This is a genomic window from Seonamhaeicola sp. S2-3, from assembly GCF_001971785.1.
In the GTDB taxonomy this organism is placed as follows: Bacteria; Bacteroidota; Bacteroidia; order Flavobacteriales; family Flavobacteriaceae; genus Seonamhaeicola.
Genome location: NZ_CP019389.1, coordinates 2,422,539 through 2,444,781, shown reverse-complemented (window position 1 = coordinate 2,444,781; position 22,243 = coordinate 2,422,539). Strand labels below are relative to the sequence as shown.

Here is a 22,243-nt window from a genome sequence, read left to right as displayed (position 1 = left end):
TTTTAAAACTTAAGATTTATACTAAAAGTTATGGATTCTATATTAGGATAATTCCCATAATCGAAACCTTGATTTACATTGGCATTTTGAGAGCCAGAAGCTTTATAACTCACTTCAGGATCGGTACCTGGATAATCAGTAATGGTTAATAAATTTTGGCCACTAAGTGAAAACCTAACTTTATTCATTCCTAATTTTTCTGTAATATTTTCTGGTAAATTATAACCAAACACTAAATTCTTTAAGCGAACATAAGTGCCATCAAAAACAAATCTAGAATTCATACGTTTCTCTCTAGTATTAGGAGAGGGTACATCTGTATCGGTATTACTAGGCGTCCATGCTTTTAAAGCTTCTGTTGTAGCATTAGAGCCTCCAGATGCAAGCTCAGACAAGGTAAAACTATAAATATCACCTCCTACTGCACCTTGGAAGAATATACCTAAATCAAAATTTTTATATTTAAATGTATTGTTAAATCCAAAGGTCCAGTCTTGGTTGGGGTCTCCTATAATTTTTCTATCAGAAGAACTTATCTCTCCGTTACCATCAACATCTGTAAACAATTCATCTCCCGCAACTGCGCCGCTAAATGTTGCGGTTCCCTCAGGTAAAGCTCCACCTTGATAAACACCTCGGTATTCATAACCAAAAAACTGACCAAGCGCTTCTCCTTCTCTAAGAATATGTGTTTCATCTTGTAAAAAATGTCCTGGAGCTGCAGACGGTAAAAAGAAATCTACATCACTACCAAATAGTTTTTCTACCGTATTTTTGTTTTTAGACCAGTTTATATCTGTTGACCATGAGAAATTATCGTTTCTAATATTTCGTGTTGAAAGTGTTATTTCAACACCTTTATTATTTATCTCACCAATATTATCTAAGAAATTAGGATTTAAAAAGCCTGTATACTCTGGTGTATTACTATTACCTACTATTAAATCTTTTGTGTCTATATTATAGACATCAACACTTAATGAGGCTTTGTTTTGCCAAAGTCCTAAATCTATACCAAAGTTGGTTTGATAAGATGATTCCCATTTTAAATTAGGGTTTGCTGGTCTACCAGATACCACAGCATTTACTGTTTGGTCTCCAGTTACAGCGTAAATAGACTGTAAGGTAGCAAGAGATTGGTATGGTGCAATAGACGGATTTCCTGTAACACCATAACTGGCTCGTAATTTAAGGTTTGATATGATTTCATTATCTTTTAAAAAATTCTCATTAGACACCTTCCATCCTAAAGCTCCTGAAGGGAAAAAAGCGTATTTGTTATTCTTAGCAAAATTTGATGCACCATCACGACGTGCTGTGAATGTTATAAGATACTTATCATCATAATCATAATTAACACGACCATACTGTGATTGAATTTCAAACTCATTTAAAAAAGAATCTGGAAACAACGGTGTTGATGCTGTATTCAATGCAAAATAAGACACACTATTTGTTACAAAACCTTCTGCTCCTGAAGAATTTGTTACTGTCCTGTCTTTTTGATATGAATATCCCGCTAAAAGAGTTAAACTCCCTTTACCTAATGCTTTTGTATAAGTAAGATAATTTTCACTTAATAAATTGGTATTTTTTAAATTGGATATTCCTGCTATACCTCCTTGATCTCCTGCAGAGGTTATTAATGTTGAAGGTATAAACTGACCTCGTGTTTGGTTTCTAGAGCTAAAACCGAAAGTAGACTTAAACGTTAGCCCTTCAATAATTTCATATTCACCATAAAAGTTTGCTCTGTAAATATCTTCTAAAGTTTCATCTACACGCTCTGTTGCTACGGCAAAAGGATTATCAATATTGTCTCCCACAGAGTTAAATGTATTATTTCCGTTTTCATCTAAAATGCCCAAATCTGGTGCAAATCTATACGCTATAGAAATAACATCTCCACTTCCTCGACCTCCAGTACTTGCTTGTGTTGAAACCCCATCTTTAGTACTTCTGCTTCCAAAGGCATTAAATCCTAATTTTAGTTTGTCACTAATTTGAGCATCAATGTTACTTAAAAATGAAAAACGCTCAAAACCAGAATTGATTACCACTCCTTTTTGATCAAAATAATTTCCTGACACATAAAAGTTAACATTATCTGATCCTCCAGAAAATGATAACTGATGATTTGTGGTATGCCCCGTGGTGTAGATTAAATCTTGCCAATCTGTATTGGCAGTACCCTGAGTATATGAAGGATTAATTGCTCTGGTATAATCTGCGAATTGATTAGCATTTAATAAATCTAGCCTATTAGAAGTAGTTTGTACTGCATAATTAGTGTTAAATTCTATGGTCATTTTGCCTTTTTTACCTTTTTTGGTGGTTACCAATATTACACCGTTAGCTCCTCTAGAACCATAAATAGCAGTTGCTGATGCATCTTTTAAGACCTCTACAGATTGAATATCACTAGGCTGCGGATAGGTAGCCCCAACAAAACCATCAACCACCACCAAAGCTGCACTACTTGCATTAATAGACGTATTACCTCTAATTGTTACATTTATAGGTGTACCTGGCTCACCTCCATTATTAGATTGTACCGCTACACCTGCTGCACGCCCTTGTAATGCTTGTTGTGCATCTAGCACAGGAAATGCAGTAACCTCTTCTGATTTTACAGAAGATACTGAGCCTGTAATATCGCTCTTTTTCCTAGCTCCATAACCAACTACCACAACCTCATCTAAACTTGCTGCATCTTCTACTAATGCAACATTAATTACAGATTGAGATCCTACTATAACTTCATTTGTTACGTAACCAATGTAACTAAATACAAGAATTGCGTTTTCATTTGACACATTTATTGAATAGTTACCATCAAAATCTGTTGCAGCTCCTGTTGTGGTGCCTTTAACTACAACATTTACTCCTGGTAGTGCCATACCATCTGAACTGGATGTTACTTTTCCTGTAATTATTTTTTGTTGGGCTGTAGAACCTAACATAAAACAAATACTGAAAACTAGAAAAAGTGTTCCTTTTAATTGTTTAGTTTTTTTCATTTTTAAATTAGTTTTAGCATGTATTTAAGTTTAGATAAAATAAATAACAATTAAACTACAGGCTAGGATTATTAATACTAGAACAATCTCTAAATAGCTGTATTTTGATTTGTTATTTTTCATTGCTTAAAACTAAATGAAATTATAAAAACCAAAATACAAAACAAGGTATAAAATAATACAACAACCTAAAAAACAACTACTTACAACACAACTATTTACCGATTCGAAAATTTACTTGCGTATTGCGTAGGTGTTTTTCCAAAGGTTTTCTGAAAGGTTTTACTGAAATACTTGGGGTTTTTGAAGCCGACTTTATATGATATTTGGGAAATATTTAATTTTCCTTGCTCTAAATACTGAGTTGCTCGTTTCATTCTAAAATGCAAAATAAATTCATTGGGGGTAAAATTAGACCATGCCTTAATTTTTGTAAACAACATAGTTCTACTTACTCCCAATTCACTACAAAACATGGCTATATCAAATTGCTCATTGCCTATATTTTCTTTTACTATTTTAAGTGCTTTTTTATATAATGTTTCATCACAAGAGGAGACAAGGACTTCTTCTGGCAATAATCCTTGGCTAGAAACAAACTTGTTTTTTAATTTGTCTCTGGTTTGTAGAAGATTTTTTATTCGGAGTTTAAATTCTTTAACGTTAAATGGTTTACTTATATAGTCATCTGCTCCTCTTTCTAACCCATCTAACTTATAAATTAATGAGCTTCTTGACGTTAAAAGTATTACAGGTATATGACTAGTTTTTAATTCACTTTTAATAGCAGAACATAACTCAACCCCCGTCATTTCTGGCATAATTACATCAGTAACAATAAGGTCTGGTAATTCTCTAATGGCTTTATTAAAAGCTACCTTTCCATTTTCTGCTTCAATTATACGGTATTCTTCCTTTAAAACACTTTTAATAAATTTTCTTAGTGGTTTATTGTCTTCTACTAATAGAATAGTTGAATTATTAGTGTTTGTATTTGACTCTAAATCATCTTCAAAAACTACATTAGTATCTTCTAATTGATTAATATATTGTGATAGGTCATCACTAAATTTATAATTTTTATATATTTCTGTTTCACTTAAATGATTATTACCTAATTTTAAAGTAACAGAAAAAATAGACCCTACTCCTTCTTTATTACTGGTTACTGCTATTGTTCCTTTATGTAGTTCTACAATATTTTTAGCTATTGAAAGTCCTATCCCAGTTCCTTTATTGTAGTTATTGTCTGGTTTGTTATTTACCGCTATTTCAAAAAACCGTTCAAATATTTTGTCTTGATATTCTTTTGCTATTCCTACCCCTGTATCTTCTACTTTTATTACAACATCACGCTCGTTCTTTTCTACTCTTACTGTTATTGTGCCTCCTTTTGGTGTATACCTAAAGGCATTTGATATAAGGTTGTAGAACACTCGCTCTAATTTATTTCTATCATAATAAACCAGTATTTCTTCTTCACTACATTCAAAATAAAAATGATAATTATCTTTTTTTGCATGTTCTGTAAAAGATAAATAGATTTCTTTTAAAAATTTAACTATGTTTCCTTCGGCTGCTTCAAGGTTAAACAGTTTGTTTTCAAACTTTCTAAAATCCATTAACCTATTAATTAGCTGTAATAGGTGGTTTGCGCTATTCTCTATAACTAAAAGCTTTTTATATAGCTTACTACTCCCACGATATTCTTCAATAACCTGATTAAGAGGTCCTAAAATCAAAGCTAAAGGTGTTCTAAATTCATGTGATATATTAGTAAAAAATTCTAATTTAGTTTTATTTATTTCCTTGGTTCTTTCATTTTCTAGGTGTTCTAGTTCTAATTCATGCTTTAACCTAGTTTTTGATTTTAATATGCTTAACAGAAAATAAAGTGAACTTAAAATTAATAAACCATAAATTACAAATGCCCACCATGTTCTCCATGGAGCTGGTGCTACATAAATTTTTAGTGTAGTTGCTTTTTTATTCCACACATTATCATTATTAGCTCCTAAAACCTCAAAAACATAATTTCCAGGTTTTTGAATAGTGTATGATGCTGTGTTGTTTGATGTTAAATTCCATTCTTTTTCTAAACCCGTTAACCTGTATTTATATTTATTATTATTTGCATTTATAAAACTTGGTATTGAAAACGAGATATTGAAATTTCCTTGTGTATGCGATAAGTTAACTACTTTTGTGTAAGCTAGGGTGTTTTTAGTAATTTTATTTGAAGTGCCATTTTCTTTAACATCTAAACCTGTTAAAATTACTTGGGGAGAATATTTGTTTGTGGTTATTTTAGTAGTATTAATATATGTAACACCCGCTGGTCCCCCAAAAAAAAATTGAGATTGCCCTACTTTTAAACAGGCATTATCATTAAACTCGTTACTTATTACTCCATCAGATTGGTTGTATACTACAATAGCATTTGTATTTAAATCAAATTTAATTATGCCTTGGTTTGTTGCAATCCATAAATATTCATTTGACTCAAGCATACTTCTAACAGCAGAGACTTTTGCTTTATCTGCTACTAAGGGTACTGCTTCAAAGGTTTTTTCTTTTAGCTTAAACAATCCTCTTGACTTTGTTCCTACCCAAATATTGTGTCTTGAATCTTGATAAACTGACAAAATATCATCACCATATTGTAAGCTTTTGTCGAAAAAATAGTTTTTTATTTCTCCTTTTGGGGTTATTTTATTTAGACCTTTTTCGGTACCTACCCAAACATTATTTTTGGTATCAACATAAATTGTTCTTATCAAGTTATTACATAAAGAGCCTCCATTTTCAAAATCTTGAAAATGTTTATAATCACCTGTCTTAAAACTATATTTAAAGAGCCCTCTACCAAAAGTACCTATCCAAAGGTTTTTATTTTTATCTAGACTTATAGCATACACCCCTACATTTTTTAAGGTTTCTTCAAACTGTTTTGAAAATATGCTATTAATAAACTTTTGTTTTTCTAAATCATATACCTGAAGCCCATTTTTAAAAGTTCCAACAAACAACTTATCATTATTTATAAGTTTGAGCTCTTTAATGTTATTATCTTTTAAAAGTGAATTGCTTTTTGTTTTATATTTATATGAATTAGTTTTTTTATTCCAAATATTAAGCCCACCTCCCTCTGTTCCAAAAAACATAAAATCTTGGTAAGAAGCTATGGAGCTTACCACGGTATAGTTTAATCCAAATCCGACTTGGTTTTGTGTTATGTTTTGAAAATTAACGTTTGATGGATCCCAAATACTTACCCCTCCGTAATAAGCTCCTATCCAAACAGATCCTTTTTTGTCTTTAAACAAGCATTTTATTGAGTTTTTTCTTAAACTCATGTTATTATTTAACTCATGTTTTAACAGTGTTATATAATTGTTTTTTGTAACAACAATTAAACCTTCATAAGTACCAATCCAAAGTGTATTATCATTGTCATAAACTAACCTTCTTATGTTTTTAATTTTATTATACTCTGCATTCTTTATAAAAAAATTATTAAACTTTTCTTTAGTAATGTTATATGTTACAAGCCCTTGGCTTTGCGTAGCTATTAACAAATTATTATCTTCGGTTTCTACTAAATCTTGTACATAAAAATTCTCACTTCCTTTTATTAAATTAAACACTAGATCTTGTTTATTTCTTTCTACCTGAAAAATGCCAGCTCCTGTTCCAACGTATACCTGTCCTTTTTTAGTTTCTAAAATGGCCATTACACGTTGTCTTGCAGGTTTGGTATGTTCTGTTAAATAGTTTTTAAATCTGTCTGTTTGCTGATTATAAATAGAAAGTCCTCCTGCTGTACCAACCCAAACTTTTCCAGACGTCATTTTTTTTATAGACCAAACGGTGTTATTTAACAAAGAGTTTTTAGCTTCTTTATGAAAATATCTTTTAAATTTACCTGTTTTTGGGTTGTATCTATTTAGCCCATTATAGGTCCCTATCCATAAATAATGGCTATCGTCTTCTTGAATGGCTAGTATATCATTATTACTTATTGAAGTAGAATCTTTATTCTCATTTCTATAAACAGTAAATTTAGTACCATCGTATTTGTTTAACCCATCTCTGGTACCTATCCACATTTGCCCTAAATAATCTTGATGAATGGCTATAACCGTACTTTGAGAGAGTCCTTGCTTTGTAGAAATTGTTTTAAACTTATAGTTAACATCTTGAGCATAAACACTTGTAACTATAAACAAAGTTAAAATATTTAAGGTCAATAGAATTTTGAAGTCTACAACTAAAACAAATCTTTTTTTACTACATCTCATTTTTACTAATAAAGCAGACACGTTATTAACATAGTTATTTAATCATATTTATTATAGGCAAAATATAATAGTTATATTTTTTATAGCAAATTAAACAAACAGAACTCTATGGTTAAGCTTTAACAAAATAATATATTTAGCTTTTACTGCTTATTTTTAGATAATATAATTAAATGATCCCCTTTCTTCTATTGCAAAATTGAAGTGGGTAAATTGTGAACGTTAAACAATCTTTTCTTTAAAAAATCTCATAACCACGCCTTACTAACTTAAGAAATTTTAATTTTTTATCTCAATACTTTTAAATTTATTTCAATAGCTGTTATAGTTTTAGCAAACCATAAAATCTGTCGTCTCTAGCTATATAAAATTAAAAAAAGAAGCATTTCATCATGCATAATGTTAACGTTTTTTCTCTATTTGAGAATGGCTAATTTTTGAAAATTCAATAAAACTATTTTTTTAGTCGCTCTTAAACAACTATGATTTCACCCCTGTTCATCTTCAGTAAAAACTAATGATAACAACTAGAGTTTTTAGTTTTCTTTTATTTAGCAACTTTTTAAATTATATAAGCTGTATAATTAATGCTATAAAAAGTAAAAGTTACTTTTGAAAAAACTTACTAAATAATAAAAACAACACGCCACACAACAACCAAGCAGGAAGTGTTACAAAAGATAGAAATACATTGAATTGAACAGATATAAAATAAAAAATACCGAAACTAATCGCCCAAGCCCAAAATACAGACTTGTTAAATGAAAGATTTTCTTGTTCAGCATAGTTCTTAACAATTCCCACTTTTTTGTAGAAGAAGTGTTCAAATACAATAATAGCTCCAAAAGGTGCTAAAATGAAACCATAAAGAGCAACAAAGCCAAGAAGTTTCATAGCAAATGCAGGGAACAATCCTGCAATTGTAGCAATTGTACCCGCTAAAATAGTAACTTTAGCTGTTGAAAGTTTAGGTAATATAGCTTGAAATGCTAATCCTGCTCTATAAATTGTAGGATTAGCCGTTGTCCAACCTGCTAATACTACTGCAATAATACCCAAAACACCAATTGCATTATTTGCTAACGGTCCTGGAGCTACAGGAGGTGCATCACCATTACTTAAAAATGCTTGAGCTTCTGGAGATTTTAGATATACCGCATACAATAAAGCTGCTGCTATCCAAGCCATATAATGACCAACATACATTCCTGCTGCAGTAGCCCAACCTGCTTTAGGTTCTTTAGCAAATCTAAACACCGACAAATCAGACATACCAATATGCATTGCAGCATTGGCAAACCATGACCAAATAACTACATGCCAAAACGTGAATTTTGTTTGACCAGGAAATGGATCAGAACCTTCACCCCAAATATTCCAAAAATCAGAAAAGCTTGTAACATTTAATTGAGTTAAAGCCACTATACCTGCTGCTACAAAAGCTAAAACAATAACAGGAGACATCCAGTTAGCTGCTTTTGTTACAGTATCATAACCTCTTGCTGCTATAATAGAAATTACAGCTCCAATCAATATAACTATGATAACCCAAGTCATACCATTAGGCATAGTATCTGTTAACTTTGGCATTGGCATATCAAAAGGAATACCTACTGCTGTAGCTGAAACTGTTATCATTGCTCCTGCTAAAAAACAGAATAGAACACCATTAGCTAAATTATAACCTGTAACTAGTTTTTTTCCGCATATTTTCTCTAATTGGTAATATAATGTCAACCTATTTTTAACGGCTATTTCGGCTGTTAAAAATCTCCAACTTAAAACAGCTAGCAAGTTCCCTAATAACAAGCCTATTATTAAGTCAAAAGCACTAACCCCTGCTGTTAAAAACAATGGCCCAATCATAAACTCTGTGCCTGCTGCATGCTCTCCTGCATACATACCAATAAAACTTTTCCAGCCTTTTAATCTTGAGTTTGGTACAGGTGTTCTTTCAAATTCCCCTCCAGCTAATTCTTCTATATCTTCTTCAATGTTGTTTTGACTCATATTTGTCTTATTTTGTTTAGTTATATTAGTGTGTTAAAACCGTTACTGAATTTTATTGGCAAAAACGAAAATAAAATGTACATATTTTTTTTCTATCCTGTACTGTGCCGCTTTTATAAAAATACTAAAACAAAATTCTTTTTATTAAAACAATTATCACAATCTTTACAATTAGACTTATTATTATTTAAAAAGTTTGTATAGAACACTCCTTTTATTAACACATATTATATTAATTCATTATTTGATGTAAATAAAAAACTCTGCTAAAAGTAATTTTAGCAGAGTTTTTTACTCTATTAAATTTATTTCTTATTTAATAGTATTTTGCATATACTACTTTAGTATGTAGATATTCTTCCATACCATATTTCCCATCGGCACCACCTACTCCAGATTTTTTCCAACCAGCATGAAACCCTTGAATAGCTTCAAAATGTTCTCTGTTTACATAAGTTTCACCAAAATGTAAACCGTTGGTTGCTTTCATTATATTGTTAAAATTTTCTGAGAAAATGGAAGAAGTTAAGCCAAATTCAGTATCATTAGATAAAGCAATAGCCTCATCAAGCGTATTAAACTTCATTACTGGCAATACTGGTCCAAATACTTCTTCTTGAATTATTTGACTATCTTGTTTACAATTAGTTAATACTGTTGGTTGATAAAAATACCCCTTATCAAACTTATCGGGACGCCCGCCTCCAACCAAAACTTCGGCACCTTCTTTTTTAGCAAACTCAACCATTTCGGTTATTTTATCTAATTGTGATTTAGATACTAGGCTACTCATGTCTGCATTTACACCTGTTAATGCATCTTCAATAGTAACCTCGCTCATTTTTTTTGTTAATTTATCAACAAACTCGTCATAAATACTATCTTCAACATATACTCTTTCTGCACAGTTACAAACCTGCCCGCTAAAAATAACCTTAGAGGCTACAATAGAATTTAAAGCTAACTCTAAATTAGCATCTGCACAGACAATGGCTGGAGCTTTTCCTCCTAGCTCTAAAGAAACTTTTGTAATATTCTCTGCAGCAGCACTGATAACTTGTTGTCCTGCAGACACACTTCCTGTTAAGCTAATAATACCAGTAATAGGATTTTTTGACAGTGCATTACCAACAGTTCTACCAGATCCACAAACAAAGTTTAAAACACCAGCAGGTAAATCAATTTTTTGAATTAATTCTGCAAATTCCATTATAGTGTTTGGAGCTTCAGAACTAGGTTTAATTACACAAGTATTTCCTGTAATTAAAGAGGCGGCTACTTTACGAGCCATTACAAAAAATGGAAAATTCCACGGGCAAATCCCAACAGCTACACCTATTGGTACTTTATGTAAATAAATATGTTCTTTTTCTCTATCACTTTGTATTATTTCACCTTCTATTCTTCTCGCCCAACCTGCATTATAATCAAAATAATCTGCAGTAACATCAATTTCAACTTGAGCCAAACCAATAACTTTTGCCTGTTCTCTTGACAAAGTTTCGGCTAGAAAAACACGGTTTTCTCTAATAACATCTGCCATTTTATGTAAAAATGCAGCTCTTTGTATTGCTGGTAAAGCTTCCCAAGCTGGTTGCGCTGCTTGAGCAGCTTCTAAAGCATTATTTGCATCTTCTACAGTACCACTAGATATGGTACTTATAACTTCTTCTGTACATGGATTTAATATTTCAATTACAGACGTCGCTTTTGATTCTATAAATTGACCATTAATATATTGCTTGTAATGTTTCATTATATATTGGTTTCTTGTTTTTATGACAAAAATTTCTTTCTTAAATCTTCTACTTGATCATCATTTATGGGTACCATTTCACCTAAAGAATTCCCTAAAACTATTGATTTTGCACTAAATTCTGCTACTTCTAAATAATCAAATGTTTGTAATAATTTGTCTCCTGTTATAATTACAGAATCATTTTCTATAATTAAAGCTGTAGCACAGTTATCAACTATATCTGGATTAATATTTTTTCTAAAATGAGAACCATATTTAATAGCTTTAATGTCTTGTAAAAATATCCAACTCTCAGGAATGGTTCTTACATTAAGGTATTCTCCTGTTACACCAAAAGCCATCAAATATGGAGACTGGGTCATGATTATAGAGTTTACATTAGGATTTCTTTTGTATATTTCTTGATGTATCCAAGTTGCTCTACTTGGTGTTTTCCCTGCTTCTCTTTTACCATCTTTTATTTGAACAATATCCTCCAGACTTATGTCCCAACGGTTAACCCCTGTTGGGGTAATTAAAAAGTTATCATCTTGCCATCTCATTGATACGGTACCATAAGAACTAATCATTAACCCTTGTTCACAAGAGCGCTGTACAATTTTACAAATTTCTAATCGTTTTTCTACTTCATCTGATGAATACTCAGTATTATCCATTTCAGGAAGCACACCTGTTGCCTGATTTTCAAACTCTTCAATTTGTTTATCAGTTAAATAATTGGGAGTTCCTATTTGTGAACCGTATAAAATAGTACGAGCACAAAACTCTAAAGCTTCAAACCGTTCATAAGCGTCAGTTAAATCACTACCTCCTAATACGGTTCCATGATTTTCCATTATAATGGCTTTGTAACCTTTTTTAAATTCATCTGCAATAACAGTTCCTAAATCGTCACTACCTGGCAATCTGTATTTAGCATAACCTATAGGACCACAAATATGTTTGGCTTGAGATATAATGTTTGTATTGGGTATTTTACGCACAATACTAAAAGACACCAATGCAGGTGGGTGCGCATGAATTACTGATTTTATGTCTGGTCTTGTTTCATAAATTGCTTTATGAAAAGGAAACTCTGAAGAAGGTTTGTGTTTACCTATTATAGTACCATCTTTTTTAACACACACAATATCAGAAGCCCTTAAAGATCCTTTATCAACGGCTGATGGTGTTACCCATATATCTCCATTATCATCAATAATTGAAATATTACCTCCAGAGGTAGTAGTCATACCTCTTTTATAAATTCTGCTAATTACCTCTGTAATTTGATTTCTTGGATGAATAAATTTAATATTTTTTGACATTTTATTTTATTATTTTGGTAATAGGACAGCTTTTAAAAGTATGCTTACCGATTATCTGATTATTTCTTGTTTTAAATACTACTCTAACCATTAATGATAAATGGTACGTGTTTTTTAAGTGCATAGTTCTTCTTTAAAAATTTTGAGTTAAGCTTAGTATCTGAAATTGATATTGCTGCCCCAAGTGCAGAACCCAAAGATGCGTTTGTAGTTCTTAATTTCTTATCTCTAAATTTATGAGTTAATAGTTTTATAAATAAATCATTATCACTAAAACCACCATCTACATACAACCCTGAAATCTCATCATCTCCAATTGCTTTCTTTATACATTTTATTTGTAGTAAAACTAATTCAATCATTAGTTGATGATAAGCATGTTCGTAGTTATCATAATTATACACTGTTTTAATTGGCATTTCAGAGTCTGTAATACTTTCCCATTTAAAACAGTGTTTAAAGTGCTTCATGATTCTGGAATAAGTATCATAATTAAACTTAACGTTACGATGGTAATCATCATCAACCCCAAACATTTTATTCAATTTTTCTACTTGAATTTTGTACTCATTTCCTAAAAATAAACGAGCTGCTTTTACAGGTTTACCATTAATGCGCATATAATTAATAACATTACTCTCATCTACTTCTGATGCAATTGGGTGCTCTGTAAATGGGTTAAATGTTATACTCCAAGTTCCCGTAGATATTAAAACAAACTTTTTTTTAATACTTCTTACATAAGGTAACAAGGCAGAAGAACTATCATGGATACCAACTCCTATTTTTATACGGTGACCATTGTAGTTCATATTAATACTGGTTTCTGTTGAAACTATGGGGGGTAATATTTTATCTAAACCTTCTTTATAAACCCAGAAATGATAATCTTTTTTACCATAATCCCATAAAGCGGTATGACAACCTATACTTGTATATTCACTTAATGGTATACCTGTAAAAATATAGCTTAAGTACTGTGGTAGATGAAGTGAATACTTAATTTTATTAAAAACTTCTGGTTTGGATTGTTTTAACCAATACAACTGAAGTCCAGAATTAAGCATACTTAAATCTGCACATCCAGTAGCTTTTAAAAATTCTTCTTTGGGACCATATTTGGCAAAAAATGAATCTACAATACTTTTAGGTAAAGGTTTTGTATAATTATAAAGAGGTGTTAAAGGATCTCCATTTTCGTCTATATGTACAAGGCTAGCACCATAAGTTGAAAAATTAATAGCTTTAACGTTAAACTCTTTTTTTTCTAAAATTCTATCAAAAACGTTTTTTAACCATTTTTGAAGCGCAGGAAGGTTTTCTGTTGGGTGCCCGTCTTCATCTTTTATTTCATCAAACGAAATATATTCTTTATGAACCTCTTTAAAATCCTTATCAAATAGAAAAAACTTTTTATTTGTTTTTCCTATATCAAAAACCGCAGTTACTTTTTGTTTCATTATTTGATTATAAACCAGTGGCTACTGTATGTTTACCTCTTTCTTTAATTAAGTTACTTCTTACATCTAACCCACGATATGCATTGATTGGGTTCAAGGCTCCTCCTGTATTTAAGCGTGCTTTTTCTAATAGCGCTCTTACATCTGTTCTATAGGCTCCCTGCAAAATTTCTTGACATTTCACTACATCATGATCTAACTGTGCTTCTTTTAAAGCCTCTTGATCTATTAACAATGCTTTAGCATAAGCCTCTTGAATAGCTTCTAAGGATTGAATTAAGTCTTCTAAAGGGTCTTTAACGTTATGACTTGCATCTATCATCCAAGCTAATTCTGGGTTTTGTGGGTTATTCTCCATACCATAAACCAATTCGTTAAAAATTAAAAATAAAGCATATGGCTTAATACTACCAACTGTTAAATCATCATCTCCATATTTACTATCATTAAAGTGAAAACCTCCTAATTTTCCTTTTAATTGTAAAATAGAAACAATTTGTTCAATATTAGAATTTGGTAAATGATGTCCTAAATCAACTAAAGTATAAGCTTTATCACCACAACCATTTGCTAGCATTAAGGATGTTCCCCAGTCTTGAATAACAGTACTGTAAAAATTTGGTTCATAAGGTTTATACTCAACCAACATTTTCCAATCATCTGGTAAGCCTTTATAAATATCTATTAGGCTATTTTGAGTGTTTTGAAATGCTGTTTGAAAATTATTTTGTCCAGGAAAACAAGATCCATCTGCCAACCATACCGTTAAAGCTTTAGAACCTAACTTTTCACCAATATTAATAACGTCTAAATTATGCTGAATAGCCTGCTCTCTTACAGATTTACTTGTGTTGCTTAAAGAACCATACTTGTATGTTTCTGCTGCATCTTTTTGATCTTGAAAGGTGTTAGAATTTACAGCATCAAACTTAATATTTAAAGCATTTGCTTTTTCTTTAATAGCATTATAATCTGATGGAATATCCCAAGGAATGTGCAAAGATACAGCTCCTGCTGTTTGAGTTAAGCTGTGAATTACACCAATATCTTCTATTTTTTGTTCTAAACTAGCAGGCTCTCCGTAAAATGAAAATCTACCAAAGCGTGTACCACCAGCTCCTAAAGCCCAACTTGGTATAGCTACTTGAAATTTTGCTAATTTTGACACTATGGATTCTACATCATATCCTTGTTTACTCAATTTACTTGCTAAAAAATCAAAACTTTCTTCGTGGTTTTTTAGGCTTTTCTGGTTTAAATCTGAGATTTGGTCTTTTATGATTTTCATATTACTCAATTTTCTTATTAGAAAAGACCCTTCCATAAACACTTACTAAAATGTTTATGGAAGTTTTCTTTTCAACTAAACTAAACTAATTTTAAATTTATAACTAACTAATTATTTTATCATCTAACAAAGGCATTTGCCATACCCCCATCAACATTAATAATATTACCTGTTGACTTATCTAAAATTGCCACTAATGAAAATACACCTTTAGCAATATCATCTGGGGTAATTATTTTGTTTAATAGATTTCTTTTAGCATAAAATTCTGGCAACTCTTCTACAGTTATACCGTTGGCTTTTGCGCGTCCTTCTGCCCAAGCACCTTCCCATATTTTACTTCCTACAATTACGCCATCTGGATTAACTGTATTTACTCTAACTTTATCTTTTGCCAATTCTGCTGCCATTAAGCGCACCATATGTTGTTGAGCGGCTTTAGCTGTACCATAAGCAACATTATTTGGACCCGCCACTAATCCGTTTTTACTAGCTATGGCAATGTAATCTCCACCTAAACCTTGTTTACGAACAATGCCTACAAATTGTTTAGCCAAATCAAACTGCCCTTTAACTAAAATATTTTGTAAAATATTCCAATCTTTATCAGTTGTATCTACTAATGGTTTAGATATTGCTAAACCGGCACTGTGAACAACAATATCTACACCTCCAAACTCAACACAGGCTTTTTTATAAGCTGATGCTATTGAATCTGTATTTGTAACATCACATACAGCATACGTAGCTACATCTCTTGCATAAGTAGCATTTGCCTCAACAAGAGCCTCCTCATTAATATCTGTTAACACAACATTAGCGCCTTCTTCTGCTAATTTATCTGCAATTGCCTTACCAATTCCGCCACCAGCTCCTGTTACTAAAGCAACCTTACGAGATAAGGGTTTTTCTTTTGGCATACGCTGTAACTTTGCTTCTTCTAACAACCAATACTCTATATCAAAAGCTTCTTGCCTTGGTAAAGAGGTATATTCAGTAATAGCTTCTGCTCCGCGCATTACGTTAATAGCATTAATGTAAAACTCACTAGCAACACGTGTAGTTTGTTTGTTTTTTGCAAAACTAAACATACCAACGCCTGGGTAAATAATTATTACCGGATTTGCATCACGTATTGCAGGGCTATTATCTTTTTTACACGTATTATAGTAATCTATATATTCTTGACGATACGCCTCAAATGCAGGTTCTAATTTCTTTAAAACAGCTTCAGAATTTGTAAGATCTTCATTTTTATCTAAATCTAAAACCAAAGGTTGAATTTTAGTTCTTAAGAAATGATCTGGACAAGAAGTTCCCATTGGAGCTAATCTTTCTAAATCATTACTATTTATATATTCCATCACCACATCGGTGTCAGAGAAATGCCCAATCATTCTGTTTTCTGAAGAACACAACCCTCTTAAAAGCGGCATTATTTGAGCTGCTTTTTCGTAGCGCTCTTCTTTTGGTAGGCTTTCTATTTTTTGTCCTCCAAAAACACTTCCTTTTTCTTTTACTTTTCTTTCTATGTATTCTGAAGCCATTTCAATAACTTCTAAACTATTCATATAACATTCATATGAAGTATCTCCCCAAGTAAACAAACCATGACTTCCTAAAACAATTCCTCTAATTCCAGGATTATCATTTAAACATTTTTCTAATTGCAATCCTAAATCAAAACCTGGTCTTTGCCAAGGCACCCAACCCATAGTATCTCCCCAAATTTCTTTGGTAACTTTTTCACTATCTTTTGCTGCCGCAACGGCTATTAATGCATCTGGATGTAAATGGTCTATATGTGCAAATGGTAATAAACCGTGCAAAGGCGTATCAATAGAAGGTGCTTTACTATTTAAATCGTAAATACAATGATTAAATAAACCAACCATTCGATCTTCATCATGAAGACCCTGATATACATTTTTTAAATCTCGAAGTCTTCCTGTATATAATCCTGCAATACCAGAACGTGTTAACGTACCTATATCTCCTCCAGAACCTTTTACCCACATTACTTCAACCTCTTCATTTGTTAAAGGGTCTTTTTCAATGGTTTTACAACTTGTATTACCTCCACCGTAATTGGTTATTCTTAAATCTGCTCCTAGAATATTAGATCTATACAAAAACAAATCAACTTGATTATCACCAAATGAGGCTGCTTTTTCATCATCCCACAGATAATCTACGTATTTAAAATTTTTCACTATTTCCTTCATATTAATGGTTAATTTAATTTCACCATCAAAAATAAATTTGAAAACTATCTTTTCTATCCTGTACTATCCCGTAATATTTTAGTAATTTAGCATTATTAAAACACAAAAAAACTAATAATTAGAACGCAAAAAACACCTAAAAGACAGGACATTATCAGACTATAGTTTTGTATTTTGAAATTAATTTAGATATTTCAATCTACATAACAGATTGCATGCAATATACGTACAGTAAAAAAGTTAAAAATCTCATAGTAATTAACAATTAAAAGATTAATTACTTTTATAGGTTCATTCTTCTAAAATGAGCTTTCTAAAACAACAAACTTAACTAAAAGAAGGAGATTATTTTTTGTGATATTTTTATAAATTGCACTAAATATTTAGATGTATTTTTGTAGCGTTTGAAAGTTTTTCTTTAATAATTAACTAAACTATTAAAAAAAATCATTTTTATGGAAATGATGAAACTAATAAAAATTGATGAAAACTCAAGGGTACCTAAATATCAACAAATAATAGATTCTATTATTCACAACATTTCAGAGGGAAACTTAACTATGGATCAAAAAATCCCTTCTATAAACATGTTTAGTGAAGAATTTTATTTATCAAGAGATACTGTTGAAAAAGCGTACAGTATTTTAAAGGAAAGAAACATAATAACTTCTATTAGAGGTAAAGGGTTTTATATTTCTAGAACAAAGTTAATTTCTAAAGTGAACATATTGTTCTTAACAAACAAACTTAGCAACTACAAATTAAAAATATACAACCATTTTATAAATAAAATTGGCCCTAATTCTTTTACAGATTTACATGTTTATCATTGTGACGAAACACTTTTTTTAAATCTATTAGATAAAAACAAAGCTGCTTATGACTATTTTGTGATTATGCCGCACTTTAAAACAGAAGATTTAAAACATATTACCCTTACAGAAAAAGTAATAAAAGCCATTAAGAAACTTCCAGAAGAAAAATTAATTATATTAGATAACGTTAAACCTAATTTTGAAGGCAACAATCATATTGAAATTTATCAAGATTTTGAAAATGACATTTATAATGCCTTAAAAGAAGGCTTAGAAAAAATTAAAAAATATAAAAAAATAATTCTTGTATACCCAAAAGAAGCAGTATATCCTTACCCTAAAAGGATTTTACACGGATTTAGAAAATTTTGTGTAGAATACAAATTAGATTTTGAAATACTTGATAAAGTCTATGAAGATATGATTTTAAAAAAGGGAGACCTTTTTATTACCATTGAAGAAGGTGATTTGGTAAATTTAGTAAAACAAGCTAGAGAAGATGAATTTATCATTGGAGAAGAAGTTGGTATTATTTCATATAATGACACTCCTCTAAAAGAACTTTTAGGAATTACAGTTATGTCTACAGATTTTAAAATTATGGGAGAAACTGCAGCCAACATGATACTACACAAAACCAAAGGAAAATTAAAAGTTCCCTTTAATTTTATTGATAGAGAATCTCTCTAACATAGTTTGTATTGTTTTTTTAAAGAAATGTTTATCCCTATAATTTTTATTTTCATAGTTAGTAAACTATATTATAACATTACTAGACTTACAACAAAAAATAGAATATTTAGTTGAATTGTTGTAGTGTTAACTTATTATACATATTTATTAATTAAAATTCTTTAATTCTTTCGTTAGTATCACATTACTACACAACTGAAATACAAGTGGTTACAATTAAAATATTAGTTTACAATAGTATTTACATACTCTTCTTATGTTTTATTTTCAAGTACCTGATTGTTCTCTCTTGCTTAAACCAAAATAAACCTTTTCAAACCTTATTCTTAACCTTAAATACTTAAAATAATAACGACCTCGCAAAACACTAACATACAATTTAACCTCATTTCAATTATTTTACGATAGCTATAAATGATTTACTATTTAAAAAAATCATTCCCCCATTTCTCTCTTAATTCTACAGCAAGCGATTTAACTAATTCTTTATATTCTGGTTTTTCAGCCAAATTATCTAGTTCTAAAGGATCGATTTTATGGTCGAATAACATACGAGCATAAGCAACTCCTTGGTCATCTGTCCATTCGGTATAAAATAAATCACCTTTAATTAAGGTTACGGCATCTTTAAATTTACTCACAGCCCAGTCTTTTTGAAAAGCCTTTCCATTAATGATTGGCACAAAACTAGTACCTTCAACCGTAGCAGGCGTTTCTAAACCAACTAACTCTGTTAAAGTTGGGTAAATATCTATAAACTCTATAATGGCATTTGTAGATTCTCCCCTTGTTTTTCCGGGAACCTTAATGATTAAAGGCGCTCTTAATGCGGTTTCAAAGGTTACGTGTTTACACCATAATTTATGGTCGCCTAAATTCCACCCGTGGTCTCCCCATAAAATTACAATGGTATCATCATCTAATTCTAGCCGTTTTAATTCATCTAACACCAATCCAATTTGAGCATCCACATAACTTACACAAGCATAATACCCATGAATAAGTTCTTTGGCTAAACTATCAGGAATTTTTCCTTTTCTAGGAATGTTTCCATAATTACGCAATTCGCCAAAATTATTAAACGCCTCTGCTGGTGTGGATTCTGGTTGCATATAAGATTCAGGAAGTTCTATTTCATTTCTATTATATAAATCCCAATACCTTTTGGGCGCGTTAAAAGGCAAATGCGGTTTCATAAACCCCATAGCTAGAAAAAAAGGTTTGTTTTTGTTCTTTAATTTACGCAAATCGGCTATTCCTTTTTGGGCTATTTGTCCATCAAAATATGCTGTATCATCAACATCGGCTTTTTCAAAAGCGCTAGCACCTCCCATAGCCAAATTTGCATTACCATTTTCTATAATGTTTTTTTCCAACTGATAGTTTCGAATATTTCCCTTTGGAAACCACCTTTTATCCCAAGCTAAACTATCGTCGTCATTATGATGAAAAATCTTACCGTTAGAAATAGTTGTATAACCGTTTTGCTTTAATAATTTTGGTAAAGATATGGCATGAGGTACATCAGTATCGGCTCGTGTATTATAATCTATAAACCGATGCCTTGTGGGTCTTGTTCCTGTAAGCAAACTTGCCCTAGAAGCTCCGCAAACAGGAATATTGCAATAAGCTCTATTGAATACTAAACTCTCTTGAGATAATTGATCTAGATTTGGCGATTTAATATGGTTTGCACCGTAAAAGTTTAGTTCGGGTCTTAAATCGTCAACCGCTATAAACAAAATGTTTTTTGGTGTTTTAGACGGGCTGTTTTCAGAGGTTTCATTCTTGTCTTTACAGGACGTAAAAACCAGTACCAAACTTAACAGATATAAAAATATTTTATTCATTTTGAAATGATTTTTACCAATGCTCAATAACTATATAATCACCTTTTGTCAAGGTATTTTTAACAGCATCTGGAATGGTTCGGGTTGGTGTATCTTGGTCTAATTTAAACCCTTTATTACCTTTAGGTGTTATGATAGGCATATTTCCTATAGTTTCATTTAAAATATCGCCTTGAGATTTCATCCAGCTAAACATGGCTTTTTTTAAGTTTTCCTTTATAGAATTAAGCTCCGGGTTTTTAGCTAAATTGTTTTGCTCAAATGGGTCATTTTGCAAATCGTACAATTCTTCTAAAGGCTCATTTTTATGTGCATTTGCTCCTCTTTTAATAAAGTAATCTACATTAGCTTTTCCTGTTAAATTTTGATTAACAACCTCTATTGAATTAAAATTTCTGATGTATTTATAGCGCTTATCGCGAATCATTCGAGAAGGAAACACTTCAGAATTTAAAATATTCTGGTTGGTTCTTACCCCGTACACATATTTGTTTACTTCAACATCTTCACCTTGTAACAGTGGTAAAAAACTGTTCCCATCTATATCGTTAGGTGCTTGTCTGCCGGCAATGGCCATAAAAGTTGGCAAAACATCGGTATAATGAATGAGTTGATTGGAAGTAGACCCTGGCTTAATTACCTTTGGCCAGCGTGCTACAAATGGTACTTTTAAACCTATATCTTTAACCGTAAATTTTCCTGAAACCCCATGATCTGCGCTGTAAATAAATAAGGTATTATCATCTAAATACGTATCAACTAAATCTAAAACCTTTTCTATTTGTGTGTTATCTTCTTCGATGCTTCTGTAGTAACCTGCCTTAGCTTTTACATAAGCTTTATCGTTTTTTTTGTGTTCATTGAAAGGATAAAACTTAATATCATTGGCATTTGGGTTTTCAACATCAAAATACTTCCCATGTGGGTATTTTGAGGTAATAAACATACAAAATGGCTTTTTGGATGTTTTAAAATATGCCTCAATACTATCTAAAGGAATATAATCTCTAGGCACATCCTTTTTAGGAACGGGTTCCCATTCTTTATCCCATTGGTAGACACTTTCTGGTTTTACATGGCTTTTACCTGCTAAAACCACTTCGTATCCTAAATCTTTCATGTGGGACGTAACACTCTTAACATCGGGTTTTGTGGCGGTATGATTTGCAAAACAACCATTTTTAAGCGGATATTTTCCCGTGAATAGCTGCGACCGGCTTGGTGCGCAAATGGCTTGCCCTGTAAAGGCATTAGTAAATAGCATACCTTCATTTGCTAACCTATCCACAGCAGCAGTATTGACTTTATCATTGCCATAACAACCGTAATCGTAGACATCTTGGTCATCGGCTAAGTAGAAAATAATATTGGGGCTTGGGTTGGTTTGTGTTTCACTTTCAACCTTAGCTAAATCCTTATGTTCTCTGCCTTTATTACCTATACAGGATGTTAAGACTAAAACCGAAAACCCCAATACCAATAGTACCTGTTGTTTTTTATTCATTTCTTTTTGTT

The 22,243-nt window shown here is 31.4% G+C and carries 11 protein-coding genes; 1 reads left to right on the top strand and 10 read right to left on the bottom strand.

Annotated elements, in window-relative coordinates:
- Positions 1–2: 2 nt before the first annotated feature.
- The 8 genes from BWZ22_RS10595 to BWZ22_RS10560 all read right to left on the bottom strand — a co-directional run bounded on the left by BWZ22_RS10595 (position 3) and on the right by BWZ22_RS10560 (position 17,370).
- Positions 3–3,020 (bottom strand): TonB-dependent receptor, encoded by a 3,018-nt coding sequence (locus BWZ22_RS10595; RefSeq protein ID WP_083692303.1) that lies wholly within the window; start codon positions 3,018–3,020, stop codon positions 3–5.
- Between the two features lie 218 nt (positions 3,021–3,238).
- Entirely contained in the window at positions 3,239–7,249 is a 4,011-nt protein-coding gene (locus BWZ22_RS10590; protein ID WP_232225135.1) for a two-component regulator propeller domain-containing protein, read from the bottom strand.
- A gap of 678 nt (positions 7,250–7,927) precedes the next feature.
- A complete protein-coding gene (locus BWZ22_RS10585; RefSeq protein ID WP_076699899.1) occupies positions 7,928–9,331 on the bottom strand; it encodes a cytosine permease in 1,404 nt (467 codons plus the stop codon).
- Between the two features lie 316 nt (positions 9,332–9,647).
- Positions 9,648–11,087, bottom strand: a complete 1,440-nt coding sequence (gene aldA / locus BWZ22_RS10580; protein ID WP_076699897.1) for an aldehyde dehydrogenase — start codon at positions 11,085–11,087, stop codon at positions 9,648–9,650.
- 20 nt (positions 11,088–11,107) lie between these two features.
- A complete protein-coding gene (locus BWZ22_RS10575; RefSeq protein ID WP_076699896.1) occupies positions 11,108–12,397 on the bottom strand; it encodes a class II aldolase/adducin family protein in 1,290 nt (429 codons plus the stop codon).
- A gap of 83 nt (positions 12,398–12,480) precedes the next feature.
- Positions 12,481–13,857 carry an FGGY-family carbohydrate kinase gene (locus tag BWZ22_RS10570; protein ID WP_076699894.1) on the bottom strand — a complete coding sequence of 459 codons (1,377 nt, stop codon included), beginning with the start codon at positions 13,855–13,857 and terminating at the stop codon, positions 12,481–12,483.
- A 7-nt stretch (positions 13,858–13,864) separates the two neighbouring features.
- A complete protein-coding gene (locus tag BWZ22_RS10565) occupies positions 13,865–15,145 on the bottom strand; it encodes a sugar isomerase (protein ID WP_076699892.1) in 1,281 nt (426 codons plus the stop codon).
- A gap of 119 nt (positions 15,146–15,264) precedes the next feature.
- Positions 15,265–17,370, bottom strand: coding sequence for a bifunctional aldolase/short-chain dehydrogenase (locus BWZ22_RS10560; RefSeq protein WP_198027601.1), 2,106 nt, complete (start codon positions 17,368–17,370; stop codon positions 15,265–15,267).
- A 461-nt stretch (positions 17,371–17,831) separates the two neighbouring features.
- On the opposite strand from BWZ22_RS10560, the gene BWZ22_RS10555 reads away from it, so the two are divergent.
- Positions 17,832–18,875 carry a GntR family transcriptional regulator gene (locus tag BWZ22_RS10555; protein WP_076702431.1) on the top strand — a complete coding sequence of 348 codons (1,044 nt, stop codon included), beginning with the start codon at positions 17,832–17,834 and terminating at the stop codon, positions 18,873–18,875.
- Positions 18,876–19,300: 425 nt separating this feature from the next.
- On the opposite strand, the gene BWZ22_RS10550 is transcribed toward BWZ22_RS10555, so the two are convergent.
- Both BWZ22_RS10550 and BWZ22_RS10545 read right to left on the bottom strand, forming a co-directional pair.
- The gene (locus BWZ22_RS10550) at positions 19,301–20,728 is read right to left on the bottom strand and encodes a sulfatase (protein ID WP_076699890.1); all 1,428 of its coding nucleotides are present in this window, start codon (positions 20,726–20,728) and stop codon (positions 19,301–19,303) included.
- 13 nt (positions 20,729–20,741) lie between these two features.
- Positions 20,742–22,232, bottom strand: a complete 1,491-nt coding sequence (locus BWZ22_RS10545) for a sulfatase (RefSeq protein WP_076699889.1) — start codon at positions 22,230–22,232, stop codon at positions 20,742–20,744.
- Between the last annotated feature and the right edge of the window lie 11 nt (positions 22,233–22,243).

Excerpts from the sequence above, each read along its gene's own strand:
- BWZ22_RS10550 (WP_076699890.1), bottom strand. The coding sequence starts at position 20,728 with ATGAATAAAATATTTTTATATCTGTTAAGTTTGGTACTGGTTTTTACG.
- BWZ22_RS10545 (WP_076699889.1), bottom strand. The coding sequence starts at position 22,232 with ATGAATAAAAAACAACAGGTACTATTGGTATTGGGGTTTTCGGTTTTA.
- BWZ22_RS10575 (WP_076699896.1), bottom strand. The coding sequence starts at position 12,397 with ATGTCAAAAAATATTAAATTTATTCATCCAAGAAATCAAATTACAGAG.
- BWZ22_RS10585 (WP_076699899.1), bottom strand. The coding sequence starts at position 9,331 with ATGAGTCAAAACAACATTGAAGAAGATATAGAAGAATTAGCTGGAGGG.
- BWZ22_RS10565 (WP_076699892.1), bottom strand. The coding sequence starts at position 15,145 with ATGAAAATCATAAAAGACCAAATCTCAGATTTAAACCAGAAAAGCCTA.
- BWZ22_RS10595 (WP_083692303.1), bottom strand. The coding sequence starts at position 3,020 with ATGAAAAAAACTAAACAATTAAAAGGAACACTTTTTCTAGTTTTCAGT.
- BWZ22_RS10555 (WP_076702431.1), top strand. The coding sequence starts at position 17,832 with ATGATGAAACTAATAAAAATTGATGAAAACTCAAGGGTACCTAAATAT.
- BWZ22_RS10560 (WP_198027601.1), bottom strand. The coding sequence starts at position 17,370 with ATGAAGGAAATAGTGAAAAATTTTAAATACGTAGATTATCTGTGGGAT.
- aldA (WP_076699897.1), bottom strand. The coding sequence starts at position 11,087 with ATGAAACATTACAAGCAATATATTAATGGTCAATTTATAGAATCAAAA.
- BWZ22_RS10570 (WP_076699894.1), bottom strand. The coding sequence starts at position 13,857 with ATGAAACAAAAAGTAACTGCGGTTTTTGATATAGGAAAAACAAATAAA.